Source organism: Gelatiniphilus marinus (assembly GCF_042684345.1).
GTDB lineage: Bacteria > Bacteroidota > Bacteroidia > Flavobacteriales > Flavobacteriaceae > Gelatiniphilus > Gelatiniphilus marinus.
The window spans coordinates 591,361-618,240 of sequence record NZ_JBHULK010000002.1 but is presented as its reverse complement, the minus strand read 5'-3'; the positions used below and the strand labels follow the sequence as shown (position 1 = coordinate 618,240).

General features: G+C 35.0%; 31 protein-coding genes. 13 read left to right on the top strand and 18 right to left on the bottom strand.

The window, feature by feature from the left end:
• Positions 1-6 precede the first annotated feature (6 nt).
• Positions 7-456 (top strand): sterol desaturase family protein, encoded by a 450-nt coding sequence (locus ACFSQS_RS07865; RefSeq protein WP_388016683.1) that lies wholly within the window; start codon positions 7-9, stop codon positions 454-456.
• A gap of 16 nt (positions 457-472) precedes the next feature.
• Complete coding sequence (locus ACFSQS_RS07860; protein WP_388016680.1) at positions 473-1,621, top strand: lycopene cyclase family protein; 1,149 nt, start codon at positions 473-475, stop codon at positions 1,619-1,621.
• Between the two features lie 47 nt (positions 1,622-1,668).
• Here ACFSQS_RS07860 and ACFSQS_RS07855 read toward each other — a convergent pair whose 3' ends face one another.
• The 10 genes from ACFSQS_RS07855 to nusB all read right to left on the bottom strand — a co-directional run bounded on the left by ACFSQS_RS07855 (position 1,669) and on the right by nusB (position 7,699).
• On the bottom strand, positions 1,669-2,025 hold the full coding sequence (locus ACFSQS_RS07855; protein WP_388016677.1) for a hypothetical protein: 357 nt from the start codon (positions 2,023-2,025) through the stop codon (positions 1,669-1,671).
• Positions 2,022-2,327, bottom strand: coding sequence for a hypothetical protein (locus tag ACFSQS_RS07850; protein ID WP_388016674.1), 306 nt, complete (start codon positions 2,325-2,327; stop codon positions 2,022-2,024). Before ACFSQS_RS07850 ends, ACFSQS_RS07855 begins: the two co-directional genes overlap by 4 nt.
• A 207-nt stretch (positions 2,328-2,534) precedes the next feature.
• A complete protein-coding gene (locus ACFSQS_RS07845) occupies positions 2,535-3,092 on the bottom strand; it encodes a TlpA family protein disulfide reductase (protein ID WP_388016671.1) in 558 nt (185 codons plus the stop codon).
• Positions 3,093-3,241: 149 nt separating this feature from the next.
• Positions 3,242-3,673 (bottom strand): DUF5606 family protein, encoded by a 432-nt coding sequence (locus ACFSQS_RS07840; protein WP_388016668.1) that lies wholly within the window; start codon positions 3,671-3,673, stop codon positions 3,242-3,244.
• 59 nt (positions 3,674-3,732) lie between these two features.
• Positions 3,733-4,323 carry a peptide deformylase gene (def, locus tag ACFSQS_RS07835; RefSeq protein WP_388016665.1) on the bottom strand — a complete coding sequence of 197 codons (591 nt, stop codon included), beginning with the start codon at positions 4,321-4,323 and terminating at the stop codon, positions 3,733-3,735.
• A 194-nt stretch (positions 4,324-4,517) separates the two neighbouring features.
• Entirely contained in the window at positions 4,518-5,108 is a 591-nt protein-coding gene (locus ACFSQS_RS07830) for a T9SS type A sorting domain-containing protein (RefSeq protein WP_388016662.1), read from the bottom strand.
• Positions 5,109-5,178: 70 nt separating this feature from the next.
• Positions 5,179-5,589 carry a Holliday junction resolvase RuvX gene (gene ruvX / locus ACFSQS_RS07825; RefSeq protein WP_388016659.1) on the bottom strand — a complete coding sequence of 137 codons (411 nt, stop codon included), beginning with the start codon at positions 5,587-5,589 and terminating at the stop codon, positions 5,179-5,181.
• A 222-nt stretch (positions 5,590-5,811) separates the two neighbouring features.
• Positions 5,812-6,105, bottom strand: a complete 294-nt coding sequence (gene yajC, locus ACFSQS_RS07820; protein ID WP_388016656.1) for a preprotein translocase subunit YajC — start codon at positions 6,103-6,105, stop codon at positions 5,812-5,814.
• An 18-nt stretch (positions 6,106-6,123) separates the two neighbouring features.
• Complete coding sequence (locus ACFSQS_RS07815) at positions 6,124-6,669, bottom strand: DUF1573 domain-containing protein (protein ID WP_388016653.1); 546 nt, start codon at positions 6,667-6,669, stop codon at positions 6,124-6,126.
• An 82-nt stretch (positions 6,670-6,751) separates the two neighbouring features.
• Positions 6,752-7,699: a transcription antitermination factor NusB gene (gene nusB, locus ACFSQS_RS07810; RefSeq protein WP_388016650.1), complete on the bottom strand. Its 948-nt coding sequence runs from the start codon at positions 7,697-7,699 to the stop codon at positions 6,752-6,754.
• A gap of 215 nt (positions 7,700-7,914) precedes the next feature.
• Between nusB and ACFSQS_RS07805 the strand changes: the two genes are divergently transcribed.
• The 3 genes from ACFSQS_RS07805 to ACFSQS_RS07795 all read left to right on the top strand — a co-directional run bounded on the left by ACFSQS_RS07805 (position 7,915) and on the right by ACFSQS_RS07795 (position 12,806).
• Positions 7,915-9,672 (top strand): ABC transporter ATP-binding protein, encoded by a 1,758-nt coding sequence (locus tag ACFSQS_RS07805; protein ID WP_388016647.1) that lies wholly within the window; start codon positions 7,915-7,917, stop codon positions 9,670-9,672.
• A 164-nt stretch (positions 9,673-9,836) separates the two neighbouring features.
• Positions 9,837-10,220, top strand: a complete 384-nt coding sequence (locus tag ACFSQS_RS07800; RefSeq protein WP_388016644.1) for a PUR family DNA/RNA-binding protein — start codon at positions 9,837-9,839, stop codon at positions 10,218-10,220.
• Positions 10,221-10,298: 78 nt separating this feature from the next.
• The gene (locus ACFSQS_RS07795) at positions 10,299-12,806 is read left to right on the top strand and encodes a M14 family metallopeptidase (protein WP_388016641.1); all 2,508 of its coding nucleotides are present in this window, start codon (positions 10,299-10,301) and stop codon (positions 12,804-12,806) included.
• A gap of 32 nt (positions 12,807-12,838) precedes the next feature.
• On the opposite strand, the gene ACFSQS_RS07790 is transcribed toward ACFSQS_RS07795, so the two are convergent.
• The gene (locus ACFSQS_RS07790) at positions 12,839-13,198 is read right to left on the bottom strand and encodes a tRNA-binding protein (protein WP_388016638.1); all 360 of its coding nucleotides are present in this window, start codon (positions 13,196-13,198) and stop codon (positions 12,839-12,841) included.
• A gap of 46 nt (positions 13,199-13,244) precedes the next feature.
• Between ACFSQS_RS07790 and ACFSQS_RS07785 the strand changes: the two genes are divergently transcribed.
• Positions 13,245-13,799 carry a thioredoxin family protein gene (locus tag ACFSQS_RS07785; protein WP_388016635.1) on the top strand — a complete coding sequence of 185 codons (555 nt, stop codon included), beginning with the start codon at positions 13,245-13,247 and terminating at the stop codon, positions 13,797-13,799.
• A 110-nt stretch (positions 13,800-13,909) separates the two neighbouring features.
• Here the strand turns inward: ACFSQS_RS07785 and ACFSQS_RS07780 are convergent, their stop codons facing one another.
• The 4 genes from ACFSQS_RS07780 to ACFSQS_RS07765 form a co-directional block, all read right to left on the bottom strand.
• Positions 13,910-14,395, bottom strand: a complete 486-nt coding sequence (locus tag ACFSQS_RS07780) for a GNAT family N-acetyltransferase (protein WP_388016632.1) — start codon at positions 14,393-14,395, stop codon at positions 13,910-13,912.
• A gap of 64 nt (positions 14,396-14,459) precedes the next feature.
• On the bottom strand, positions 14,460-14,846 hold the full coding sequence (locus tag ACFSQS_RS07775) for a hypothetical protein (RefSeq protein ID WP_388016629.1): 387 nt from the start codon (positions 14,844-14,846) through the stop codon (positions 14,460-14,462).
• 166 nt (positions 14,847-15,012) lie between these two features.
• Positions 15,013-15,945 (bottom strand): peptidylprolyl isomerase, encoded by a 933-nt coding sequence (locus tag ACFSQS_RS07770; RefSeq protein WP_388016627.1) that lies wholly within the window; start codon positions 15,943-15,945, stop codon positions 15,013-15,015.
• Positions 15,946-16,120: 175 nt separating this feature from the next.
• Positions 16,121-18,325: a RecQ family ATP-dependent DNA helicase gene (locus tag ACFSQS_RS07765; RefSeq protein ID WP_388016624.1), complete on the bottom strand. Its 2,205-nt coding sequence runs from the start codon at positions 18,323-18,325 to the stop codon at positions 16,121-16,123.
• Positions 18,326-18,578: 253 nt separating this feature from the next.
• On the opposite strand from ACFSQS_RS07765, the gene ACFSQS_RS07760 reads away from it, so the two are divergent.
• The 5 genes from ACFSQS_RS07760 (at position 18,579) to ACFSQS_RS07740 (ending at position 22,069) form a co-directional block, all read left to right on the top strand.
• Positions 18,579-19,496, top strand: coding sequence for a KpsF/GutQ family sugar-phosphate isomerase (locus ACFSQS_RS07760; protein ID WP_388017224.1), 918 nt, complete (start codon positions 18,579-18,581; stop codon positions 19,494-19,496).
• Complete coding sequence (gene tatC, locus ACFSQS_RS07755; RefSeq protein WP_388016621.1) at positions 19,496-20,320, top strand: twin-arginine translocase subunit TatC; 825 nt, start codon at positions 19,496-19,498, stop codon at positions 20,318-20,320. Before ACFSQS_RS07760 ends, tatC begins: the two co-directional genes overlap by 1 nt.
• The gene (locus ACFSQS_RS07750) at positions 20,313-20,660 is read left to right on the top strand and encodes a carboxymuconolactone decarboxylase family protein (protein WP_388016618.1); all 348 of its coding nucleotides are present in this window, start codon (positions 20,313-20,315) and stop codon (positions 20,658-20,660) included. The genes tatC and ACFSQS_RS07750 overlap by 8 nt, the downstream gene beginning before the upstream one ends.
• 74 nt (positions 20,661-20,734) lie before the next feature.
• Positions 20,735-21,475, top strand: coding sequence for an LPS export ABC transporter ATP-binding protein (gene lptB, locus ACFSQS_RS07745; RefSeq protein WP_388016615.1), 741 nt, complete (start codon positions 20,735-20,737; stop codon positions 21,473-21,475).
• Between the two features lie 72 nt (positions 21,476-21,547).
• Entirely contained in the window at positions 21,548-22,069 is a 522-nt protein-coding gene (locus ACFSQS_RS07740; RefSeq protein ID WP_388016612.1) for a hypothetical protein, read from the top strand.
• Positions 22,070-22,268: 199 nt separating this feature from the next.
• Here ACFSQS_RS07740 and ACFSQS_RS07735 read toward each other — a convergent pair whose 3' ends face one another.
• The 3 genes from ACFSQS_RS07735 to ACFSQS_RS07725 all read right to left on the bottom strand — a co-directional run bounded on the left by ACFSQS_RS07735 (position 22,269) and on the right by ACFSQS_RS07725 (position 24,424).
• Positions 22,269-22,580 carry a GIY-YIG nuclease family protein gene (locus ACFSQS_RS07735; protein WP_388016609.1) on the bottom strand — a complete coding sequence of 104 codons (312 nt, stop codon included), beginning with the start codon at positions 22,578-22,580 and terminating at the stop codon, positions 22,269-22,271.
• Between the two features lie 207 nt (positions 22,581-22,787).
• Positions 22,788-23,669 carry a DUF808 domain-containing protein gene (locus ACFSQS_RS07730; RefSeq protein WP_388016606.1) on the bottom strand — a complete coding sequence of 294 codons (882 nt, stop codon included), beginning with the start codon at positions 23,667-23,669 and terminating at the stop codon, positions 22,788-22,790.
• A 5-nt stretch (positions 23,670-23,674) separates the two neighbouring features.
• The gene (locus tag ACFSQS_RS07725) at positions 23,675-24,424 is read right to left on the bottom strand and encodes a CDP-alcohol phosphatidyltransferase family protein (protein ID WP_388016603.1); all 750 of its coding nucleotides are present in this window, start codon (positions 24,422-24,424) and stop codon (positions 23,675-23,677) included.
• A gap of 135 nt (positions 24,425-24,559) precedes the next feature.
• Here ACFSQS_RS07725 and ACFSQS_RS07720 point away from each other — a divergent pair, with 135 nt between their 5' ends.
• Both ACFSQS_RS07720 and ACFSQS_RS07715 read left to right on the top strand, forming a co-directional pair.
• Positions 24,560-25,630, top strand: a complete 1,071-nt coding sequence (locus tag ACFSQS_RS07720) for a putative type IX sorting system protein PorV2 (RefSeq protein ID WP_388016600.1) — start codon at positions 24,560-24,562, stop codon at positions 25,628-25,630.
• Between the two features lie 61 nt (positions 25,631-25,691).
• The gene (locus tag ACFSQS_RS07715; RefSeq protein WP_388016597.1) at positions 25,692-26,861 is read left to right on the top strand and encodes a lipoprotein N-acyltransferase Lnb domain-containing protein; all 1,170 of its coding nucleotides are present in this window, start codon (positions 25,692-25,694) and stop codon (positions 26,859-26,861) included.
• Positions 26,862-26,880 lie beyond the last annotated feature (19 nt).

Here is a 26,880-nt window from a genome sequence, read left to right as displayed (position 1 = left end):
TAAGCTATGGAAACCCTACTCTGGATACTCGTTTTTTTAAGCACTTACTGCTTTATGGAATTTATGGCGTGGTTTACGCATAAATATATTATGCACGGTTTTTTATGGAGCCTGCACAAAGATCATCACAAAAAAGACCACGATAGTTGGTTTGAGCGCAACGACCTGTTTTTTATTTTTTATGCCATAGTTAGCGTTACCTTCTTTTTACTTTGGAAGTATAACGATTTATGGATTGGCCTGCCCATTGGCATTGGTATTTTCGCTTATGGTTTATCGTACTTTATTGTACACGATATTTTTATACACCAGCGTTTCAAACTTTTTAGAAATGCCAATAACTGGTATGCCAGAGGTGTGCGTAGAGCCCACAAAATACACCACAAACACTTAGGTAAAGAAGATGGAGAGTGCTTTGGTATGCTGTTTGTTCCTTTTAAATATTTTAAAAGATAAAAAAACAATATTATAAATGCACAACAGCTCCCATTTCGATTACATTATTATAGGGAATGGCTTAGCAGGTTTACAACTGGCCTTAAAAATGGCCTCGGATGCTTTTTTTAACGACAAGCAAGTGGCGCTGATTGACCATTCAGAAAAAAAACTGAACGACAAAACTTGGAGCTTCTGGGAAACCAAACCTTCGTTATGGAACGGCATCGTTTTTAGGTCTTGGAAAAAAGCATCAATAATTACTTCAAAAAAAACCACCCATTTAACGCTTAAACCATATAGTTACAAATCTATTCGATCTATAGATTTTTACAACGAAGCAAAAACGAAACTCAAAAAACATCATAATATCCATTTTATAATAGATGGCGTAGAATTGGTTAGAGAAGAAAACGATAACATTATTGTAACCACCAAACAAAACACTTTTACGGCTTCGTATGCTTTTGATAGCAGAATTCCCAAAACATTTTCAGAACTTTCAAAACAGAGCCTAACCATCCTTCAACATTTTAAAGGCTGGGTTATTAAAACCGAGCAGGAATCTTTTGATGAAACCAAAGTGATTATGATGGATTATCGCTTAAAAGACGGCAATCAAACCACATTCACTTACGTTTTACCATTCTCGAAAACAGAAGCCTTGGTAGAGTTTACCTATTTTACCGAACAACTTGTAAATGATGAAACCTACAGCAAATTCATAAAAAAATACATAAAGGAATATTTAAAAATTGATAGTTATACCATTGTTGAAACGGAAACAGGCATTATACCAATGACCACTTTTCCTTTTGAAAAACACAACAGCAAACGCCTTACAAAAATTGGTACTGCAGGTGGTTGGGTAAAAGCATCAACAGGGTATTCGTTTAAGCACACCGAGAAAAAAACCGCACAAATAATTGAGAATATTAAAGCCAATAAAGCACCTTCAAACAAGCTATTTAAAAGTAAATTTAAGTTTTACGATAAAGTGTTTTTAAAGGTTTTAAAAGACGATAACCATAAAGGCGAATGGATTTTCCAGCAGTTTTACAATAAAAATTCTGTGGAAACCATGTTTAAATTTCTAGATGAAGAATCTAATTTTTTTGAAGACTTAAAAATCATGTCGTCTCTATTCTCCTTTAGTTTTATAAAGGCTTTTTTTAGGACACTTTAGCTAAGATTAAAAACGAATATTTCTAGTTTTTAATAAGAGTGAAAACACTAGCAATATAATCGTTTTTGAAATTTATAAAATAATCCCGCACCTGCAATATATAAGAAAACGTCAATAATATCGGCAGTATAGCGAGCAATATATTGTGGTAGCAGCCACTCAAAATACATGGCATAAAATACTGTTAACGCAATGATTGGCCCCAACGGGATAAGTAACGTATTGTCTTTATTTATTAACCGAACTACTACCAAACATAAACTAAAAACAAAAGGCATACACAGCAAATCGCTTAAATAAAAAAACACCCAATTTGGCAGATTCACATGACTTATTTTTGCCAAATAAATAGCCAAAGCCAAAGTGCAAACACCAATAAATATAGGATGTTTTAAAATATTCATGCAGCAATAGTTGTAATTAACCACGCTATAAACATGCCTATAGCCATTACAACTACCCAAATGGATTTTAGTAGTTTTACAAAAATACGCACCAACAAAAATCGATGGTCTTCATATTTCTCAAAAAAAGAAGGGTTGTTTGTTTTCTCGATACTAATACGCTCTAAACGGGCTTTTTGTTCGTTTTCATACTCTATTTCACGACGTTTTTTATACGATAAAACCGTATGGCATTTAGAGCAATAATCGCTATTAACATTATAAATACCACAGCTAGGGCACTTGATATTCCGGATATTCATATTAACCATTACTATTAATTGTAAAGGTATTAATAATTAAAAGATTTTTACCGGTTCTGCTTTAAAAGCTAAAATTGATTGCAATATAACGGTTGATAGTTTTAGCAATAGAAGTATTAATGGACAAATATTTTAAGGGCAACAGACACCTTGGTTTGATTTACCGCATGCTAAACCCTAAATTTAAACAGCCTTTTTTAATACTCGCTATTTTAACAGTCCGTCAATGGTGTTTCTTACCGAGTCGCTATTCCAATTGGCGGCACCCGTTTTATCGATAACCACGTTACCTTTTTTATCGATTAAAAACGTTCTTGGAATGCCTCTAACATTAAAAAATTGAGATTTTGATGCTTGGTTATATACTTTGAAATTATAGTTGTTTTTTTCTAAAAATGAATTGATAGTGCTAAACGATTCGTCTGAAACAAGTATAAATTCAATCTTATCATTATAATCATCATAAAGTTTTTGAAGGCTCGGCATTTCTGCAATACAAGGCGGGCACCATGTAGCCCAAAAGTTTAGTAATACCACTTTTTCTTTGGTGGTTTCAAAATTAAAAACGGCTCCGTTTTCATCTTTTAACTTCCAATTGTAATTTGTTATGCTAGTTTGTTCGCTCTCTTTTATTACAGACGGACTAATTAAAGCCAAACCTTTTTGTAAAAATACTTGTATGGGTTTTCGAGTTTGCGGAATTAATAAAACCGCTATTACAATTAAAAAAATAATATTATTCCTTTTTGGTTTGGTGATTTTCATGTGTATTAATTTACTATGCTTAAAAAAGCGATGTGTTCTTAATATTTCAGCTTAATTATAGAGCTATAATTTAAAATAATAAAACCCACAAAAATAGGCATAAAAAAACCTCTAAAAACAGAGGTTAGTATTGTATAAAACAGCTTGTGCTATTCTTCTTCATCCAGAACTTTAGACTCATCATTTCCATCATCTAAAAGCCCTAACATATTGTGCTGCTGTAATAAATTATACCACTGCAATATCTTTTTTATATCGCTGGCATATACCCTATCTTCATCGTAATCTGGTAAAACATTGAAGAAATATTCTTCTAGTTTATCTTTGCTATCTTTTGGTTTAACACTGGTCTGGGCGCCGTTTTCTTTTTCTTTAATACTAGCCAAAACCTGTGTTAATGGTATTTCTTCGGCTAAAGTATAAATAGCTATTTCGCTTAAAACGCTTACATTCTGCTGCATGCTTACAGAAATGCGCTTGTTGTTCAATAACGATTCTGCTACAAAACCGCCTCTGGTTTGTGCTATTAACTTGTATAAACCTGGTTTTCCTGAAATGGCTAAAACTTTATCTAAACCCATAAATTGTTTTTGTTTTTGAAAGTGGCAAATATCACTTGTTTAATACAATAGTGCAACTATTATCGTTTCTTTTTTTGGTCTGGAAAGCGCATGCGGTAATCTGCACTTATTTTTCCTTTTGATATGCTATTTAGCTTTCCTTTTATTAAACGTTTTTTTAAGCTCGATAATTTATCGGTAAACAATATGCCCTCAATATGATCGTATTCATGCTGAATAACCCTAGCTACTAAGCCTTCAAAAACCTCTGTATGCGGTGTAAAGTTTTCGTCAACATATTCAATGGTTATTTGGGGTTTTCTAAATACATCTTCCCTAACATCCGGAATGCTCAAACAGCCTTCATTAAAAGCCCACTCGTTACCTTCTTCTTTTGTTATTTTGGCATTTATAAAAACACGTTTAAAATCTTTAAGTGTGCTTTTTTCGTCTTCAGATACTTCTTCGTATTCAGAAAAAGGCTCTGTATCTACCAAAAACAAGCGTATTGGCAATCCTATTTGCGGTGCAGCCAAACCCACGCCATGTGCGTTGTACATAGTCTCGAACATGTTTTTTAAAAGCCCGTCTAAATTGGGGTAATCTTTTGAGATATTGGCACATTGTTTTTTTAAAACAGGGTCGCCATAGGCTACAATTGGTAAAATCATTGTGGTTACTAAATTTAATTTTTGCAAAAATACAATACTTAACAGTTAATTTATTGCTTTTTGTATTAAAAAAACACTCATATTAATGCGTTTTTTAACATAGAAAAGGCTCCCTAAAAGCCTTAATGATTCTTTGCTAGATTATAAAAAACCACTAAATTACTTTTAGGCAGCCTCTGTAATTAAAGGTTTAACTATTGTGCTACAACAATTTTTCTTGTTATGGCAGTATTTTTAGTTGAAAGATTCAATATATAAACACCTTTAGTTAAATTTGCAATGCTAAGGTCTTTATAATCTTTATTGTTAATATGATCCTGAATTATTTTTTTTCCGGTAATATCGTATATACTAACATGGGCATTTACGGGAAAGCCAAACGACAATTTTAGCAAATTGTCTTTTTTAAGCGGATTGGGCGACATCCAAAAACCAGTTTCAATACTGTTTTTTACTATTGGCAATGTACCGCCAGAGTACGCACAAGAGCTATCGAAGCCAGATGTTACGGTAAAATCTTGCCCTACAATGGCCGGTCCACTTGTAAGGTTGTACACAGAAGTGGTTTCAGAACAAGAGGCTACTTCCAATGTAAAAACAGAGGTTCCGTTAACCTCGATAGTGGCTGGCCTGTTAACACAAAAAGAGGTTGCTGGCAAATAAGAAAAAAAGATTTTGGTTCCTCCAGACGAAGTGGTTCCTCCTGCATTGGGACATGGTTCGGCATAAATTGTGCCAAAGCCAAATACACAAATTAACAATAAAAGCATGTAATTTTTTTTCATGGTAAATGGTATTATGGGGTTTATAAATTAAAAAGTAAAAGTACTTATTTTCTTATAATTAAAAAAGAAATTATTTAGAATACAGGTAACCTTGAAGTATTAGTGTAGCACTAATTTCGTCTATTAGCGCTTTGTTTTTTCGCTGTTGTTTTTTTAAACCGCTATCAATCATGGTTTGAAATGCCATTTTTGAAGTAAAACGCTCATCAACCCTAACAATAGGAATATTGGGGAATTGGTTTTGGAGCTTTAGTATAAATGGCCGAATTTGTTTTTCGCTTTCAGATGCGGTATTATCCATCTGTTTGGGTTCTCCTACCAAAAACAGTTCTACTTTTTCTTTACTGGTATATTCCTTTAAAAAAGAAATTAGTGCTTTGGTATTAACCGTGGTTAGCCCTGATGCAATAATCTGTAACTCGTCTGTTACCGCTATTCCGGTTCGTTTTTCTCCATAATCTATTGATAAAATACGTGCCATATATACGGTTACGAAAATTAATATTTTTTTTGATTGCACAAGCACAAAGCGCACCTTGGCAATGCGCTTACCCAAATAAACAAAAAAGCTGTTTAAAAAAGCATGCCTTATTTAAACAATAAAAACCATTATCTTTTTCTTTGATAACACTAAGGCTTTTAAAACGTAATTTAAAGCTAAAAACTTTTTTAAACAGCTACTAAACTTTAAGGCAAGCATTAGTTATTTGCTGCTAGCCGGTGTATTTAACTTGCTGCTCATCTCCATGGAAATTGCAGAGCGGTCAAACTTTATTTTACCAGACATGGTTTCTAAAACACAACTGCCGTCTTTATCGTTTAGTTCTAAAATTTTACCATGCATACCACTTTTGGTAATTATTTTATCGCCACGTTTTAATTCGGCTGCAAACTTTTTTTCTTTTTTGGCACGTTTCATTTGTGGTGCAATCATAAAAAAGTAAATGACTACAAACATTAATACAAATGGCATAAATTGCCCTATTCCTTCTCCCATTATAATTTATATTTTTATTTAATCGTGGTTATGTCCCTCGTGTCCTGGTCTTGTACTGGATTTAACCGTAGTACTTGGCACTGTTAAGTTTGGTTTTGGTGCTATGTTTTTGGCATTTGGATCTGGTTTTACAAAAGCCGAAACTTTTACTGTTTCTGTTCCTTTTTCTGTATTGGCGGTAATGGTTACGGTTTTGGTTACTTTGTTTTGTCCCGTACCGTCAAATTTAACGGTAAATTCTCCGGTTTCTCCAACAGCCAGTGGTTCTCTGCTCCAATCTTGAGGAACGGTACAGCCGCAGGTGCTTTTTATATCGGTAATAACCAATGGAGCTTCTCCAGTATTTTTATATTTAAATACGGTTTCAACTCGGGTTTTTGCTTCAATTTCTCCAAAATCATGTATGGTTTTGTCAAACTCTATTTTTGGAAATTTAGAAGACACCGCATCTCTTTTTGCCGCAGCGGCCAAATTGCTTTCTTCTATTTTTTTAGCAGCATTGTCTTTACAAGATGTAAAGCCTATTAGGCAGAATGCACCTAAAGCTATTAGTATGTTTTTCATTTTTTAAGGTTTTATTATTTGGGATGCAAAAATAGCAATTATTTAATCGATTAAAAATTTTTGCAGCTATCTTAACAGAAATTTACATTAAGCCACGGCCTATTTTATTTAATTTCCCATTGGCATTGTATTCTTTTACAAGCTTGTCTAAAATGCCGTTGATGAATATACTGCTTTTTGGGGTCGAGTATTCTTTGGCGATTTCTAAATATTCGTTTATGGTAACCTTTACCGGAATTGAGGAAAAGTACTGAAACTCGCAAATGGCCATTTGAAGCAGCACATAATCTACATTGGCAATACGTTCGGCATCCCAATTTTGGGTTTTATCTTCAATTTCTTTGTTTAATGCGGTCTTGTTTAGAAGGGTTTTTTTAAACAGGTCCAGGGCAAATTGCTTGTCATCTGCATCTTTGTAAAGAATAGGTGTAAAATGATTTTCGTTTGATGCCGGTTTTACTTTTCGCAACAGCTTTAAAATAGTAGTATTTACTGTTGGAAGATCGTCTAACCAGGTTAGGTTTTTATCTTCCATATAATCGTATAACTTATCGTTTGGCGCTATAATTTCTTTAAAAACATCTACTATAAAATCTTTATCTTCTTTAAAGTCCGATGTTTTGGTTTGCATGTAATCTTTGTACAAATCACTGGCCACAATAGCTTTAAATATAATATCTACGTACTCATTATCTAAGTTCCAATGGGTTATTTTAAAGGTTTCAAACTGGTTTTTTAATGCGGCATTGTTTTTAAGCAGCTGCAGTAATTGGTTATTAACAAACTTTTTATTGGGGTCTTTGTCTTCTTTGGTAGCCAAATGCTTGTTTTGTTTTTTCAGCAAATCGCTTTCGGCCCTCTTTTGCACTTCTATTAACAATGCTAACAGCAAAAGGTACAGGTTGTACATATTATTGATACTAAACTGCAGGAATTTTTGGTCTTTAATAAAATCGTCACTCTCGCCTCCTTTAAAAGCATATAAAGTTTGCATTACTTTTACACGGATATGTCTTCTGTTTAGCATCATTACAAAGAACTTTAGGTTATAAAACGTTATATTTAATATGTTTCGTGCCGCAAAAATAATATTATTTTAAAAATAACACTAGGTAATACAAACTTATTACGGCAATACAGCTTGGGGTTATTTTTAACATTTCTGTAGCATAAAGTAAAAATCGATTAATGGTTTTAATCTATTACCTTTGCTACTTTAAAACAAAGCAACGGTTATATTAATAAATGAAGGAACTTCAGCATTTAAACAAATACTTTTTAAAATATAAGTCCCACTTAATAATTGGCAGTATAATTACCGTGGTAGCCAGAATATTTCTGCTTTTTACACCACGTTATGTTAAAGAGATTTTTGTAACTATTGAAAGGTATGCCGATAACCTAATTACAAAAGAAGCCTTTAAGGCAGAACTAACAACTGCCATACTGTATATTATTGGTGCTGCAGTAATTGCCGGAATACTAACTTTTTTTATGCGCCAAACCATTATAAACGTGTCTCGTTATATTGAATACGATTTAAAAAACGAAATTTACGCGCATTACCAAAAACTATCCTCTAACTTTTACAAAAAAAACCGAACAGGCGATTTAATGAACCGTATAAGTGAAGATGTTGGTAGGGTACGCATGTACGCTGGTCCTGCTTTAATGTACAGCATAAACACCATTACCCTTTTTACAATAGTACTTATTTACATGTTTAGTGCCGCACCAAAACTGGCCTTATTTACCATTGCACCGCTACCAATCCTATCGGTTGTTATATATAGACTAAGCAGAAAAATACACAAGCGCAGTACTACAGTGCAGCAGTACCTCTCTAAACTTTCTACTTATACCCAAGAGTCTTTTAGCGGTATTTCTGTAATAAAAGCTTATGGTATTGAACCTTTAACAGCTGTTAATTTCAAGCAACTATCAGCTACCAGTAAAGAAAAACAAATCCATTTGGCCAAAGTACAAGCCCTGTTTTTCCCGATGATGATTTTACTCATTGGCGCCAGTAATTTATTGGTTATATACATTGGCGGTATGCAATACATAAATGGCGAAATAGAAAGCCTGGGCACCATTGCAGAGTTTATTATTTATGTAAACATGCTTACATGGCCTGTGGCCACGGTAGGTTGGGTAACCTCTATTGTACAACAAGCCGAAGCATCGCAAAAACGAATCAACGAGTTTTTAAAGATTGAGCCCGAAATAAAAAACATGGTCGCAAACCCCACAGAAATAACCGGGGATATAGCTTTTAACAACGTGTCCTTTACTTATGACGACACCAATATACAAGCCCTAAAAAACGTTAGCTTTACTATAAAAGCAGGCGAAACACTTGCTATTTTGGGCAAAACAGGCTCTGGAAAATCTACTATTTTAGATTTAGTTGGGCGCCTTTACGATGTCGATGCGGGCTCAATTACCATAAACGGCACAGAAATAAACAAACTCAACCTAACCGATTTACGAAACAGCATTGGTTATGTACCGCAAGATGCCTTTCTATTCTCAGATTCTATAAAAAACAACATCAAATTTGGTAAAGAAGATGCTACGGATGCCGATGTAATAAAAGCCGCAAAAAACGCCCAAGTACACAACAACATTATAAAATTTAACAACGGGTACGATACGGTTTTGGGCGAACGCGGAATTACACTTTCCGGCGGACAAAAACAACGCATTTCCATTGCGCGTGCCATTATTAAATCGCCCAAGATTTTATTGTTCGACGATTGCCTATCGGCTGTCGATACCGAAACCGAAGAGCAAATCCTTAAAAACCTTAATACACTATCAAAAGGAAAAACAACCATTATAGTAAGCCATCGAGTATCGTCTGCTAAAAATGCCGATAAAATAATTGTACTTGAAAAAGGCCAAATTGTACAACAAGGAAACCACGACACACTTCTTGCTGCCAAAGGGTACTATAAAAATTTATACTTAAAGCAAAAAAGCGAAACAGCCCACAAATAAAAAAAACCACCTGAATTTTAAGTGTATAAAACACATTTTAATTCGATTAAACGCAACACCTATTTACATTTAAAAAAAGAAAACCCAATATTTGTTGGTTAATATCCGTTTTTTTTAGATTTTTGATACATATTAAATAGCATTTAACAAATTTCTAAATAACTATGAATAATAATGACATGATGGAGAGAGAAGAGATTTTTTCAAAAGTACTACGAGCCGGAAGACGCACCTATTTTTTTGACGTAAGAGCTACAAAAGCAAAAGATTACTACCTTACCATTACAGAAAGCAAAAAATTTACCAATGATGACGGTTCTTACCATTACAAAAAACACAAAATTTACATATACAAAGAAGATTTTGCCGAATTTAATTCGATTTTATCAGAAATGACCGAATTTATCATCAAAGAAAAAGGTGATGAAGTAATTAGCGAGCGCCATCAAAAAGACTACAAAAAAGAATACAGTACAGAGCCACAAGTTACCGAAAACCAACTAAAAACACCCGAAAGCTTTACAGATATAGATTTTGACGACATATAAAACAACGCATTAAATATAAAAAAACCGTTGTAAAAAATTGCAACGGTTTTTTTATATTTATTACCTAAGCATCATACAATGAAAAGACTTTTTACAATTTGCCTTTTTCTGTGTTTAACAGCAACCTCACAAAACACCTTAAACTTATCGTATTATCTTCCGCAAGACATCGATTACAACCAAGACATACCAACACCCGAAAGTATTATTGGGCACCAAGTTGGCAAATGGCACGTAAACCACGATAAACTGGTGCAATACATGCATGTACTTGCCAAAGCTTCTGATAGGATAACCATAGAGCAAAGAGGCAAAACCTTTGAAGACAGACCCTTGCTGTTGCTAACCATAACATCGCCAGAAAACCACAAGAATATCGAGGCCATTCGTAAAACCCATATTGATGCCACAAATAATGATACGGCAGAAACCAAAAACATGCCCATAGTGGTATATCAAGGCTTTTCGATTCACGGAAACGAACCCAGTGGCTCTAATGCTAGTTTACTGGCCGCCTATTATTTGGCTGCGGCTAAAGGCAATTATATTACCGAATTATTGGCCAACTCGGTTATCCTTTTAGACCCGTGCTTAAACCCAGATGGCTTACAGCGATTTGCCTATTGGGCTAATACCAACAAAAACATCAACTTAAATCCAGACCCAAACGACCGCGAATTTAACGAGGTCTGGCCCGGTGGAAGAACCAACCACTATTGGTTCGACATGAACCGCGATTGGTTGCCCGTACAACTACCAGAATCTAGAGCCAGAGTTGAAACTTTTCATAAATGGTTACCAAATATTTTAACAGACCATCACGAAATGGGCACCAACGCAACGTTCTTCTTCCAACCCGGCATTCCATCAAGAACACATCCTTTAACGCCAAAGCTAAATCAAGAATTAACCAAAAAAATTGGTAATTTCCATGCCGAGGCATTAAATAAAATTGGTTCGTTATATTATGCCGAAGAAAGCTTTGATGATTTTTACTATGGCAAAGGCTCAACATTTCCAGACATTAATGGAAGTATTGGTATTTTATTTGAGCAAGCTAGTTCTAGAGGGCATATGCAAGAAAGCGACAATGGCATAATAACCTTTCCGTTTACCATAAAAAATCAGTTTACAACAGCTTTATCTACCTTAAAAGCAGCAAAAACCATGCGCGAAACCATTTTAAGGTACCAGCATGATTTTTATAAAAACGCCAGAAAAGAAGGCGGAAAACAAGCCCATAAAGCCATTGTTTTTGGTGATGAAAAAGACGCAGCAAAAACCTACCATTTAGCAGAAATACTGCATAGACAAAACATTAAATTATACGAGATAAAACAAAATTTTACGGCCAACGGAAAACATTTTAAAAAAGGATACAGTTACATCGTGCCAAAAAACCAAAAGAACACACGCCTAATAGATGCGATGTTTGAAAAACGCAGCACGTTTAAAGACAGTCTGTTTTACGATGTTTCGGCTTGGTCTTTTCCCCTAGCCTTTAATGTAGATTATGCCGAAAATATTTCAACAAATAATTTAGGCGAACAAGTTATCGATTTGCAGCCAAAAAAGGGCACTGTATCAAAACAAACCCATTATGCTTATTTAATGGAATGGCACGAATACTATTCGCCAAAACTATTGAACCAGTTGTTAAATAAAGGCATTCGTACCAAAGTGGCATTGAAACAATTTAGAATGAACAATAAAAATTACGACTACGGTACAGTTTTAATCCCTGTTCAAAATCAAAAATTAAACAGTAAAGATTTACATACCCTTTTAAGTAAACTAGCCCGAGAAAGCCACCTACAAATAGATGCTGTAAACACTAGTTTGGCAGAAGGCATGGATTTAGGTAGCCGACATTTTAAAACCTTAAAGAAGCCCAAAATAGCCCTTTTGGTTGGCAATGGGGTTACATCGAACGATGCCGGCGAAATATGGCATTTATTTGATACCCGGTATAACATTACAGCAACAAAACTAGATACCAAAACCATTGCCCGCGCAGATTTAAGTAGATACAACACCATTATTATCCCAAATATAAAATACCTAAGCGAAGCTAACACTAAAAAACTAAAAGCTTGGGCAAAAAACGGCGGAACCATTATTGGCTATAGAAACACTGTAAAATGGCTAAAGGAAAAAGCATTTATTAGCTTGGATATTAAAAAAACCAATGTACCCGCCAACAACATAAGCTTTGAAGATAAAATCGATTTTAAAGACGCCCAAGTTATTGGAGGCGCTATTTTTGAAGCAAAACTAGACCGCTCTCATCCTATAAATTTTGGATACAAAAACGATAAACTACCGCTGTTTAGAAACACCACTGTTTTTGTAAAACCCGATTCTTTAAGCTATAACAACCCCATTAAATATACCAAAAACCCGTTGTTAAGCGGTTATATTTCTAAACCAAATTTAAAGGCTTTGGCAGAAAGTGTTCCAGTTAAAATTAAAAAACTGGGCAAGGGCAAAGTAATCGCATTTACAGATAACACCAATTTTAGGGGCTTTTGGTACGGTACAAATAAATTATTGATGAATGCTATTTTCTTTAGAAACCAAATATAGTTTTGCTACTGTTAGGTTCTATTCTTATTTATTTATAGCCGGCTGTTTGTGCAAATACAAAAAACGGGCATACCGTTTTCAACCTTATTTTCTGGATTTAAAAGCACTACATGCTTAGCATTTACGGCGCCTAAAACCAAACACTCGCTTATAAAATTAGCAATTTGCTTTTTCGGGAAGTTAACAACCGCTACAATTTGCTTGTTTAACAAATCTTCTTTTCTATACAAGCTTGTTATTTGCGCCGAAGATTTTTTAATGCCCAAATCTCCAAAATCGATGGCGAGTTGGTAAGCTGGTTTGTTGGCTTCAGGAAAATCGTTTACTCCAATTACGGTTCCAACACGTAAATCTACCTTTACCAAGTCTTTAAAAGTTATTGTGCCTTTCATTTTTTAAAAATACATTTTTTGCCGAACTTTGGGAAAACAATAAATTATGGCACGCACAGCTTCAAACATGCTTCCCCTTGGAACAATAGCCCCAGATTTTAAATTATTCGACACGGTTTCGGGCTGCCTTTTATCTCTTGAAGATTTAAAAGGAAAAAAAGCCACGGTTATTATGTTTATATGCAATCATTGTCCGTTTGTAATACACGTAAATCCAGAACTGGTTGCCATAGCAAAAACTTACGCTGAAAAAGGCGTGTCTTTTATTGCCATTTCCAGTAACGATGTGGTTAATTACCCACAGGATTCTCCCGAAAAAATGAAAACCCACGCTAAAACCGAAGGCTACACTTTCCCATATTTATACGATGAAACCCAAGAAATAGCCAAAGCTTATGATGCCGCTTGCACACCCGACATTTATGTGTTTGATGCCCATTTAGAATTGGTTTACCGAGGACAAATAGACGATTCTAGACCAGATAACGGCTTACCAGTTACGGGCAAAGATTTAAAACATGCACTAGATTGTGTATTGGAAAACAAAGAAAATATGCAGATGCAAAAACCCAGTATTGGCTGTAACATTAAGTGGAAATAGTGCTGGCATATTATTTTTTAAGCAGATTACTTTACATACCAATAGTAAATGGGTTTTGCTTTAGTTACATGTTTTTATCTGCTATTGTAAAGCGCATCGAGAAATTCTTTTTAATTAAAGGTTAATTGCCAAATACCAACACTTTGCCATTCGCCAAATTTATACCCAACATCTTTTAAATAGGCTGCTTGTTTAAAACCAAATTTTTCGTGAAGCTTTACGCTGGCTGCATTGGGTAAGGTAAGCACCCCTAAAACGGCATGTAAGTTTGAGGCTTTAAGTTGGCTTAACAATTCGGCATAAAGCTTGGAACCAATCTGTTGTCCGAGCGCATCCTGTTTTACGTAAACTGTAGATTCGGCTGTATAATTATAAGCTGTTTTAGGTCTAAATCTGCTGCCGTAAGCGTAACCTAAAACATTAGCTTCCTCTTCAAAAACCAGAATAGGGTACTGGTTATGTATTTTAATCAATTTATCTTTAAATACCTTTAAGGACAGTGGTTCTACATCAAAAGTAACTGTAGTATTCAGCACATAATAATTGTAAATATCCAAGAGCGCTTGGGTATCGGCAATGCAAAATGGTCTTATCATAATAAAAATGAGTCCAAAATTATTTGCAGCTAAGTTATTTCAAAACCGCTTTTTTTAACAAAATTCACTGCTTCGAATAAATTGCTAAAATGCTTAATTTTTTAGTGTAGAAAAGCTTTTCTATCTTAGCGTTTATAATCCCTCTTTTATTTTGAGAAACGATACAGTAACCCTTTAAAGTATAGCTGTGCTTAAAAAACTTTAGCCAATCCAAGGCTACAACCGAATAAGAATTAATTCGGTTTGAAATGTAAATAACATCAGCTCCATTAGTGCCTAAAAAAGCAGTCACATCTTCAGCAATCAATTTAGCTTGATTATCCCAGTTAATAATTTGTCCTTGGTTAATTTCAGAAACCACAAATCCTTTAAACACAAATATACTGCCAAACAGGTAATTAAATTCTTTTACTACTTCAGAATATAAATCTGTTTTTTTAATACTAATCATAAGTCAAAAATATGGCTACTTTAATTTGGCTGTAAATATTTTCGATAAAGTAGTAGAAAATTAGCCTAAGGGGTTAAAACAAAAAAACACCCAAAAAAGGGTGTTTTAAAACATGTTATTTTTGTAATTTAATCTGTTTGTAAACTATTAAAAAAGCTAATGCGCTTTACTTTACATCCATTAATTCTACATCGAAAATTAAAGTCGCATCAGGAGGAATTATACCGCCAGCACCTTGGCTGCCATAGCCTAAATGGCTGGGTATAACCAGACGCGCTTTGTCGCCAACGTTTAATAAACAAATACCTTCGTCCCAGCCTGGAATAACCTGTCCTACTCCAACGGGAAACTCTAATGGTTGTTTGCGTTTATAAGAAGAATCGAATACCGTACCATCGGCTAATTGGCCTTTGTAGTGTACCGATACGGTTTGGCCTTTTTGGGCTTTTGCACCGTTGCCTTGTTGTATAATTTGATAGCGCAGTCCACTATTGGTTTTGTTAAAACCTGCAGCGATTTTATCTAATTCTGCATCAGCTAGTGCCTTTGCTTCTGCCAATCTTTTTTCTCTTGAACCTTCAAAGGTTCTAAATGCTTCTACAGCATTATAAGCTTCGGCATGTGCACCAACCCTGATAATTTGCAAACTTTCAATAACATCGCCTTGGGCAATGGCATCAACAATGTCTTGCCCTTGTTGTACTTTTCCAAAAACCGTATGGTTGTTATCTAACCAGGGGGTTTCTACATGGGTTATAAAAAACTGGCTACCGTTGGTTCCCGGACCTGCATTTGCCATAGATAACACACCTGGCGCGTCGTGTTTTAAGTCTGGGTGAAACTCGTCGTCAAACTGGTAGCCGGGGTTACCAGATCCAGAACCTAGTGGGCAACCGCCCTGAATCATAAAATCTGGAATAACCCTATGGAATTTTAAACCATTATAATATGGTGTGCCTTGTGGTTTTACCTCGTTTTCAAGGTTTCCTTCTGCCAAGGCAACAAAGTTACCTACTGTTCCTGGGGTTTTTTGGTATTCTAAAGCAACAAGAATTTCTCCTTTTGTTGTGTTGAATTTAGCGTATAATCCGTCTTGCATTTTTTGTTTTTTTATTTGAAGCAGCAAATATAAGAAATGATTAACGATTTTCTGTTTGAAGGAGAATCAAAAGTTACCGGGAAACAAAGTTGCAAAGATTGATATGGGAAGATTATCAATTTTGAAGCATTGAATTGCTTTTAGGCCTTGCTTGGAACTTTGAGCCCCTTAAGCGTTAATTAGCAACTTCACTAATAAACTTTATACGGTATAGGCGCAATTCCTCATCATCGTAATCGCCATCAAACTCTTCAATGGCTTCGGCTATACTATCTGAATTGGATTCCATAAAATAGTCGTGTATTTCCTCTTGTTGGTCTTCATCTAAAATCTCGTCAATCCAATAATCTATATTAAGCTTGGTGCCAGAATATACTATGGCTTCCATTTCTTTTATAAAATCTTCCATAGACATGTTTTTAGATGATGCAATATCATCTAAGGGCAATTTCCTGTCTACATTCTGAATAATATATAATTTATTTGCAGAGTTGCTCCCAGTAGATTTTACCACCAAATCGTCTGGACGTGTAATATCGTTTTCTTCTACGTATTTTGAAATAAGACCGATAAAATCTTTACCGTATTTTTTTGCTTTTCCATCTCCAACACCATGCACGTTACTAAGCTCGGACATGGTAATTGGGTACTTTAAAGCCATATCTTCTAACGAGGGGTCTTGAAAAATTACAAACGGAGGGACGCCTAGTTTTTTGGCATTTTTTTTACGCAAATCCTTAAGCAGCACCATAAGTACATTGTCGGCCACTGCTCCGCCGCCTTTTTGGGCGGTTATTATGGTTCCATCTTCTTGCTCGCCTTCAAAAATATGGTCTTCGGTCATCATAAACGATACTGGTTTTTTAATAAATTCCCTTCCGGAATCTGTTAATTTTATAACGCCGTAAGTTTCAATGTCTTTTTTAAGGTATCCGGCAACCAGCACTTGCCTTAGCAATGCCATCCAATATTTATTGTTGTGGTTTTTGCCTTTGCCAAAAAAATCTTGTTCGTTGGTTTTATGCGAATTAATCAAGGCGTTTTCTTTACCGGTAAGTACGTTTACTAAATCTTTGGATTTATATTTTTCGTTGGTTTTATCAATAGTCTGTAAAAGCAACTTAGCGTTGTCTTTAGCTTCTTTTTGTTTTTTAGGGTAACGCACATTGTCGTCCATATCGCCTCCTTCGCCTGTTTTGTTATCGAAGGCTTCTCCAAAATAATGCAGAATGAATTTTCTACGCGATATTGATGTTTCGGCGAAAGCAACAACTTCTTGCAATAATGCCTGCCCTATTTCTTGTTCGGCAACGGGCTTACCAGACATAAATTTTTCTAATTTCTCAATGTCTTTATAAGCGTAATACGCCAAACAATGGCCTTCGCCCCCATCGCGACCTGCACGACCGGTTTCTTGGTAATAGCTTTCTATGCTTTTTGGAATATCGTGATGGATTACAAACCGCACATCGGGTTTATCGATACCCATCCCAAAGGCAATAGTTGCCACCACAACATCTACATCTTCCATTAAGAATTTATCTTGGTGGCTGGATCTGGTTTTGGCATCTAAACCGGCATGATATGGCACTGCTTTAATGCCATTTACCTGTAGTACTTGTGCTAACTCTTCAACTCGTTTTCGGCTTAAACAATATACTATACCAGACTTGCCATCATTTTGTTTTATAAATCTAATAATATCGGCATCTACATTTTTGGTTTTCGGTCTTACTTCGTAATATAAATTAGGTCTGTTAAACGAGGCTTTAAATGTTTTAGCCCCGGTAATACCAAGGTTTTTTATAATGTCTTCTTGTACCTTTGGGGTAGCTGTTGCCGTTAATCCTATAATTGGTATATCATCGCCAATACGCTTAGCAATATGCCTTAAATTTCTGTATTCGGGTCTAAAATCGTGCCCCCATTCGCTAATACAATGGGCTTCGTCTATGGCCATAAAAGACACTTTTACACTTCTTAAGAAATCAACATTTTCATCTTTGGTTAACGATTCTGGGGCGACATAAAGTAATTTAGTTATACCGTTAACAATATCTTCCTTTACGCGTTTTACTTCGGTTTTATTTAAGGATGAATTTAATACATGAGCCACACCTTCTTCGTTGGAAAGGCCTCGAATGGCATCGACCTGGTTTTTCATTAAAGCGATTAACGGAGACACTACTATAGCTGTGCCGTCTTGCATTAATGCTGGGAGTTGGTAACAGAGCGATTTTCCGCCGCCCGTTGGCATAATTACAAAGGTATGGTTTCTTGATAGAATACTTTTTACGACTTCTTCCTGCAATCCTTTGAATTTGTTAAACCCAAAATACTTTTTTAGTGCAGCATGAATGTCACTATTGGCTGTTAACATGTATTAAATAAAAATTAATTTACACAATTGAAAATACACTAATGTAAAATTTACTCTGGTTATATTTGGTAGTGTATTTAGAGAACCCTCATGTTTTTTTCGTTAGTTTTGTAACCAAATTCGAATCTACAAAATAAATTCAAACTGGTTTAACATTTAAAGATAACAAAATCTTTAATGCATCAACAAAAAAAAATAATAAATTTTGAAAGACGGAATCTCTATTATTGATACAGCAAAACATACCATTGAAATGGAAAGCAAGGCTATTTCTAACTTAGCCAGCCTTGTAACCGATGATTTTGCGCAGGCCGTTAAGCTAATTTACAATTCTAAAGGACGCGTAATTATTACCGGTATTGGTAAAAGTGCCATTATAGCAAACAAGATTGTAGCCACATTAAATTCTACTGGTACGCCCGCTATTTTTATGCATGCCGCCGATGCTATTCATGGCGATTTAGGCTTAATTCTTAAAGACGATGTGGTAATTTGCATCTCGAAAAGCGGCAACACGCCCGAAATCAAGGTTTTGGTTCCTTTAATAAAAAGTGCCAAGAACAAAATGATTGCCATTACGGGCAATACCGATTCGTTTTTAGGGCAACAGGCAGATTTTGTTCTAAACGCTTATGTAGAGCAAGAAGCTTGTCCTAATAATTTAGCACCTACAACCAGCACCACCGCACAATTGGTTATTGGCGATGCACTTGCCGTATGCTTATTGGAACTTCGAGGCTTTTCGAGTAACGATTTTGCCAAATACCACCCCGGTGGCGCTTTAGGAAAGAAATTGTATTTAAGGGTTAGCGATATCTCATCGGTAAACGAAAAACCACAAGTTATGCCAAACACCAGCATTAAAAACATAATTATTGAAATTACCGAAAAAATGCTGGGCGTTACTGCTGTTGTTGAAAACGGAAAAATTATTGGTATAATTACCGATGGCGATTTACGTAGAATGTTAACCAAAGTTAACGATTTTTCTGCTTTAACCGCCAAAGATATTATGAGCCCCAACCCAAAACACATCAATGTAGATGCTATGGCTGTTGATGCCCTGGAAGTTATGGAAACCAACGGTATCTCGCAATTGCTTGTTGAAGACAATGGCCTATACGCCGGAGTGGTGCATTTGCACGATTTAATTAAAGAAGGTATTTTGTAATGGCTAAAAAAGATATTAATGAGATGTCTTTTTTAGATCATCTTGAAGATTTACGTTGGCATTTAATAAGAATCGTTTTAGCTGTTATTATTGTAGCAACTTTGGTTTTTATTTTTAGCCGTTTTGTTTTTGATAGAATTATTTTTGCACCACTGGAAATGAGTTTTCCAACCTATGAGTTTTTGTGCCATGGTGCAAATTTTATAGGTGTTGAAACTACGTTTTGTGCTGAAGAAATGCCCATGATGATACAAAACCGTACTATGGGCGGACAGTTTTCAGCAGATATTTGGACGGCAATTTTAGGCGGTTTCATCATATCGTTCCCCTACGTTATTTACCAATTATGGAAATTTATTAGCCCCGGCTTACATGCAAACGAGCGTAAACATTCGCGTGGTTTTATAATCATTTCATCACTCTTATTTTTTATCGGTGTATTATTTGGATACTATATTGTAACACCTCTATCACTTAACTTTTTAGCAAATTATAGTATTTCAAAAATTGTTGATAATCAAATCGATATAAGTTCATATATAGCTTTAGTGCGAAACTCAGCCTTGGCTGCAGGATTGATTTTCGAGCTACCCATTATCATCTATTTTTTCACTAAAATAGGTTTGGTTACGCCAGAAATATTAAGGAAATACAGAAAATATGCACTTGTTGTTGTATTAATCCTTTCTGCAATTATAACACCTCCAGATATTGTAAGCCAAGTTATTGTTGCAATTCCTATTTTAATATTATATCAAGTTAGCATTTACATTTCTAAAGTAGTCGTTAAAAATCAAAAGAAAAAAGAAAAACAACATGTCTGATATCGTTACCGAATTTAATGAATATCGCCAGAGAATGAACGATAAAATTCTTGCCGATAACAATAAAGTTATAAAACGCATCTTTAATTTAGATACCAACGCTTTCGCGGAAGGCGCCTTAGATATTAAAACAAAAGAGCTTTTAGGCTTGGTGGCCTCCATGGTTTTACGCTGCGACGACTGCGTAAAATACCACCTTGAAACCTGCTATAAAGAAGGCATTCCAAAAGCACAAGTTGTTGAAACCTTAAGTATTGCCAACTTAATTGGCGGAACCATTGTAATTCCGCATTTGCGTCGTGCTTATGAGTATTGGGACGCGTTAGAACAACAAAGTTAAACCTAAGATAAAATAACACCTTAGCTACAATAGTCTATATGATTTTACTATTTTTAGCGTTCAGTATTTAAACTATGATTTTAAGAGCCGAAAATTTAATGAAGTCCTACAGCGGGCGAAAAGTGGTAAAAGATGTTTCCCTTGAGGTAAAACAAGGTGAAATTGTTGGACTTCTCGGACCAAACGGTGCCGGTAAAACTACTTCATTTTATATGATCGTGGGATTAATAAAACCCAATGGTGGCCATATTTTTTTAGATGATACCGAAATTACCAAATACCCCATGTACAAACGTGCCCAAAACGGTATTGGATATTTGGCACAAGAAGCATCGGTGTTTAGAAAACTGAGTATTGAAGACAATATATTAAGCGTTTTACAACTTACCAAACTCAGCAAAAAAGAACAGCAGCTTAAAATGGAATCGCTTATCGAGGAGTTTGGCCTTGGGCATATTCGCAAAAACCGTGGCGATCTACTCTCTGGTGGCGAGCGCCGGCGTACCGAAATTGCACGAGCTCTGGCCACCGACCCAAGTTTTATTTTATTAGACGAGCCTTTTGCCGGTGTAGATCCTGTGGCGGTTGAGGATATTCAGCGTATCGTGGCCCAACTTACCAAAAAGAATATCGGCATTCTTATTACAGACCACAACGTGCAAGAGACCCTGGCCATTACAGACAGAACCTATCTAATGTTTGAAGGCGGTATTCTTAAAGCCGGAAAACCCGAAGAATTGGCCGAAGACGAAATGGTACGCAAAGTGTATTTAGGGCAAAATTTTGAGCTTCGAAAGAAAAAGATTCGCGACTAAAAGCCTAAGGCTTATTTGATTTTTTTTTAGCTAATTTATATGGTTGTCCACAAGTTGTGCTTATTTTGAAAAATGAAATCTGAACACATTTACAAACTACTTTTACTTACCTTAATATTCTCTTCGAGTTGTATTTCGACAAAGAAATTAATTCGTAATAGTTCAACAGAAGTTTCAGAATTTAGCGAAGACAATCTTAATGGAATTTACAGTAACAGAAATAAAACATCTGAGGGGAATAACCTATGGTTTATTCTAACTAAACACAAAGAATCAGACCACTCAAACGTGAAAATAACACTGTTAAAAGAACAAATACTAAACATTAAACTTATTAACCAAGATTCTGTTTTAGAAGAATATAATCTTCCTGGAAAGATAAAAAAACCATATTTTTCTATTGACCGAGATTTGAAACTTATACCATTTTATCCTATTTATTACATTCGGAACGAACAGAAAACTATTTTAGGTAATGATAAAGACGGAAATTTAATTTTGGTTGACGGTTTTGAGAGTGAAGGAGCTATTCTATTTTTAGGTAACGGAAATCATGGAATATATGAATATAAATTTGAAAAAATAAAAAACTAAGCACAACACAGTATCATATAAAAAATTGCTAGTTTTTGCTGAACCAAGGTTAGTTGCTCGTTTGTTAATTTCTGATTTTCCTGCGGAAAACCCTCAGACACAAAACGGCACTATTCTTATACGTAACCATTTTTTGTCATTCCTGCGCAGGCAGGAATCCACTTAAAGGTTAAGATCTTTCAAGTTTTATATAGATTCTCTAATCAACTAAATAAGTCCAATCTTTAGACAAATCGTTCCAATTAGGGTTCTCTTTTTCAATCAAGTCTATTTTCCATTGGCGCTTCCATTTCTTCATATTCTTTTCTCTTTTAATAGCATCATTTACATATTGATAGGTTTCAAAATACATAAGTTTATATAAACCATATTTTTTTGTAAAGCCTTCCATTATTTTGTTTTTGTGTTCAAACATTCTGCGCTCCAAATCGTTTGTAACACCAATGTACAATGTGCCATAGGTTTTATTGGTTAAAATGTATAAATAATATTGATGAATGGTTTTATGCATTAAAAATTTTAGTTAACCGAGTGGATTCCTGCCTGCGCAGGAATGACAAATAATGGGATTTTGAGTTTAGGATAAATAAAAATCTTGAACAGACACTCAGTATTATTTGATTGTTTTTAATTATTGGTAAATTCTTTTTGTCTTTTGAAAATTGTCTGTCATTCCTGCGCAGGCAGGGATCCATTTCAAATCTAGAGGTATTGTTAGTTACTCTTCAGCAAATAATTTCCGTTTAACACTTATAAAAAGCTTCACCACCAAAACAGCCGCAAACCCAACCAACAACCCAACAATAAAGTCTCTTAAAATGGATGGCAACACCTCTAAAAAATGATGCAAAAACTCAATATTATGCACAAAAATACCGCCCGAAACCAATAGTAAAGCTATCGTACCTATAACCGATAAACTTTTAATAACAAGAGGCAATGCATTTATTAAAAAATTGCCAATTAGTTTAGAAATACTCTTTTTATTCTGGCTTAGTTTTACAAGCTTATAACCAAAATCGTCCATTCTCACAATAAGGGCTACAATACCATAAACGCCAACGGTAGCAATAATGGCAACAATGGAAACCACTATAATTTGAAACAAAATAGGTCTTCCTAAAACCGTCCCCAAAGCAATAATTACAATTTCTACCGACAAAATAAAATCGGTAAGTATAGCCGATTTAATCTTGGTTTTTTCATTTTTTAAAATAGCTTCTTTTGAAAGATTTTCAGGTTTAGTTTCAACTTTAGCGTGTTCGTGGGGCACAAAAAACCCGTATATTTTTTCTGCGCCTTCAAAAGCTAAATACACAGCCCCCAAAATTAAAGCCCATGTAACTGCCCACGGCGCAAAAGCACTAAGCAAAAAGGCAATGGGTAAAATAATTAATTTATTTAAAAATGAGCCTTTTGTTATGGCCCACAAAACGGGCAACTCGCGCGACGAAACAAACCCTGTTGCTTTTTCGGCATTTACCGCCAAATCGTCGCCCAAAATACCTGCTGTTTTTTTGGTGCTTATTTTACTCATTACCACCACATCGTCCATTAAAGCGGCAATGTCGTCGAATAAGGCAAAAAAACCAGATGCCATATTTTTTATTTTGAAGTTAGGTTATCTAAAACAGACATAGAAATATAAAGCAAAATAATTATGGGAATTGCTGCAAACTGCAGTATAATTAAAAGCACAATACACAGTAGTACAAAAACGTAACGTGAGGCATTGTTTTTAAAACTCCAATCTTTAAATTTTAAAGCAAATAGCTTAATGTTGGCGTTTAATATCCAACAGCTAAAAGCGGTTAAGCCAATTAAAAACCAATGGTTTAAAATTATGGAATTTATTAAATCGCTATTTTGATATTCCATAATTAACGGAAGCGATACAATTAACAGGGTATTTGCTGGTGTTGGCAAGCCTTTAAAATAGCTTTGTTGCTCGGTATCAATATTAAATTTGGCCAATCTATAGGCCGATGCCAAAGTAATTGCCAAACCTAAAAAGGGCAAAAAGCTTCCGCCTGTTATTTTTAAAAGCGAATTAAAAGCATTGGTTTGGTAAAAATCATCTATCCAAGCAAGTTGCGTTAAGCCAATAAGTTTAAACATAATAATCCCGGGCACCAATCCGCTGGTTACCATATCAGCCAAAGAATCCAATTGCACGCCCAATTCGCTTTGTACATTTAGCTTTCGGGCAGCAAAACCATCAAAAAAATCGAAGAAAATACCAAGAAACACAAACAAAGCCGCTGCCACAAAGTTATTGTTAACAGCAAAAATTACAGCAACAGATCCTGAAAAAAGGTTTAAAAGAGTTAATGCATTGGGGATATATCGCTTCATTTTATTTTGTTTTATTTTGTTTTATTTTGTAAAAATAACAAACTATTGTTGTGAAAAACAACTATGAAACAATATCTGTTATTATTTCAAGTTTATAGGTTATAAATTATGTGCATATTTGTAAAAAATTTGCGATTGAAGGCTTACATAACCACATTATTTTGCTTTTTAACACTAACGCTGTGTTCTCAAACCGTTAGAAAATACTCCAACGAGTTTATGAATATTGGCGTTGATGCCGCCGCTTTGGGCATGAGCAGCGCGGTTACGGCACATACCAACGATGTGAACTCGGGCTATTGGAATCCTGCCGGACTTTTGGCTTTGAAAGACAACCAGATCGCTTTAATGCATTCCAGCTATTTTGCCAACATTGCCAATTACGATTATGCAGCCTTTGCGATGCCGCTCGATAACCGAAGTGCTATTGGCATCTCGTTAATTCGATTTGCGGTTGACGACATTTTAAACACCACACAACTTATTGATGCACAAGGTAATATAAATTACGACAGAATTAGTTTATTCTCTACTGCCGATTACGGACTAACCTTTTCGTATGCCCGAAAACTGCCCGTTCAAGGTTTGAATTACGGGATAAATGCAAAAGTAATTAGAAGGATTATTGGCGATTTTGCCTCATCGTGGGGTTTTGGTTTTGATGCTGGCATTCAGTTTAAAACTAAAAACAACTGGAAATTTGGTGTTATGGCACGCGATATCACAACAACATTTAATGCCTGGGCTATTGATGAAGACGAGTTTTCTAAAATACAAAATGCAGTTGCAGGACAAAACCAGGAACTACCAGAAACTACCGAAATCACTATTCCGAAACTACAAATAGGTGTCTCAAAATTAGTAGATTTTAATGTAGATTATACGCTTTTAACGGCAGTAAATTTGAATGTTCGGTTTGAAGAAAACAACGATATTATTTCATCATCTTTGGCCAGCATCAATCCCGCTTTAGGATTTGAGTTTGGCTATATCGATATGGTTTATTTACGAGCAGGCGTTGGCAATTTTCAAAATGAATTGCAAATTGACAACACCCAGCAATTAGGCTTTCAACCTAGTTTTGGAGTGGGCTTTAAATACAATGGCATCCAAATAGATTATGCCTTTACCGATATTGGCGACCAAAGTGTGGCACTGTACTCGAATGTGTTCTCCTTAAAACTCGATTTAAGTATTTTTAGATGATCCTAATGGATGGATATTTAGCCAATAAAAATTATAGCAAAGCGGAAAAATTGAATATTAAATGAAAAAAACAGGATCTCTTTTATTTCTTTTATTAATTTCAAAAGTTTTTTTTGGGCAACAAATCGAGTTATCAAACGATGCTGAAATTAGCGTATTAACTATTGCTCCCGGTTTATCTTTAAATGATGCATTTGGGCATAATGCCTTTAGAATTAAAGATGCTTCAAATAATTTAGACAAAACATTTGATTATGGCCGCTTTGATTTTGAAGCTCCTAATTTTTATTTAAACTTTGCTAGAGGCAAACTAAACTATTCGTTAGGAACTAGCAACTACTATGATTTTTTAAGCTTTTATGTAAGGCAAAACAGAACCGTTAAAGAACAGGTTTTAAACCTTACGCAACCCGAAAAACAGAAACTTTATAATTTTTTAGTTAATAATTACAAGCCTGAAAACAGGGAATATTTATATGAGTTCTTTTTTGATAATTGCGCTACAAAAATTAAAGATGTTACCAATATTGCCCTTAATAACAACATTGCTTTTAACCAACCTAAAGGTTTTAAACAAGAAACGTTTAGGACATTAATACACGATAACCTCAACAAAAATTCTTGGGGAAGCTTGGGGATTGATGTGGCTTTAGGCTCGGTAATAGATATAAAAGCCACACCAGAACAACACATGTTTTTACCAGAATTTGTTTATCAATTCTTTGAAAATGCAACCATAAAAAATAGCAATAAACCTTTAGTAAAAGAAAGTAAAACACTTTACACTCAAAAAAACAGTGTTAAACCAACTGCTTTTTTTACCAGTCCGCTTTTCGTTTTTGGAGTTATCGGGTTAATTATACTTTATATCACTTACAAAAACCAAAAAACCAGCACACGCAGTACATGGCTAGACATTTTTTTATTTAGCATTACAGGTATTGTTGGCGTATTTGTTTTACTGCTTTGGCTTGCAACAGACCACGCCGGAACGCACCAAAACTACAATTTGCTTTGGGCTTTTGCACTTAATTTATTTATGGCACCACAATTATTAAAAAAGAAACCAAGCAACTGGTTTATTAAATATTTAAAGTTTTTGGTAATTTTACTTTGTTTACTAACGCTGCATTGGTTAATTGGTGTACAGGCTTTCGCCATTGGATTAATACCGTTTTTAATTGCGCTATTTATTAGATATGTGCATTTGATAAAGTTTTTTAATGACTAAAGACCGATGACAGAAAACT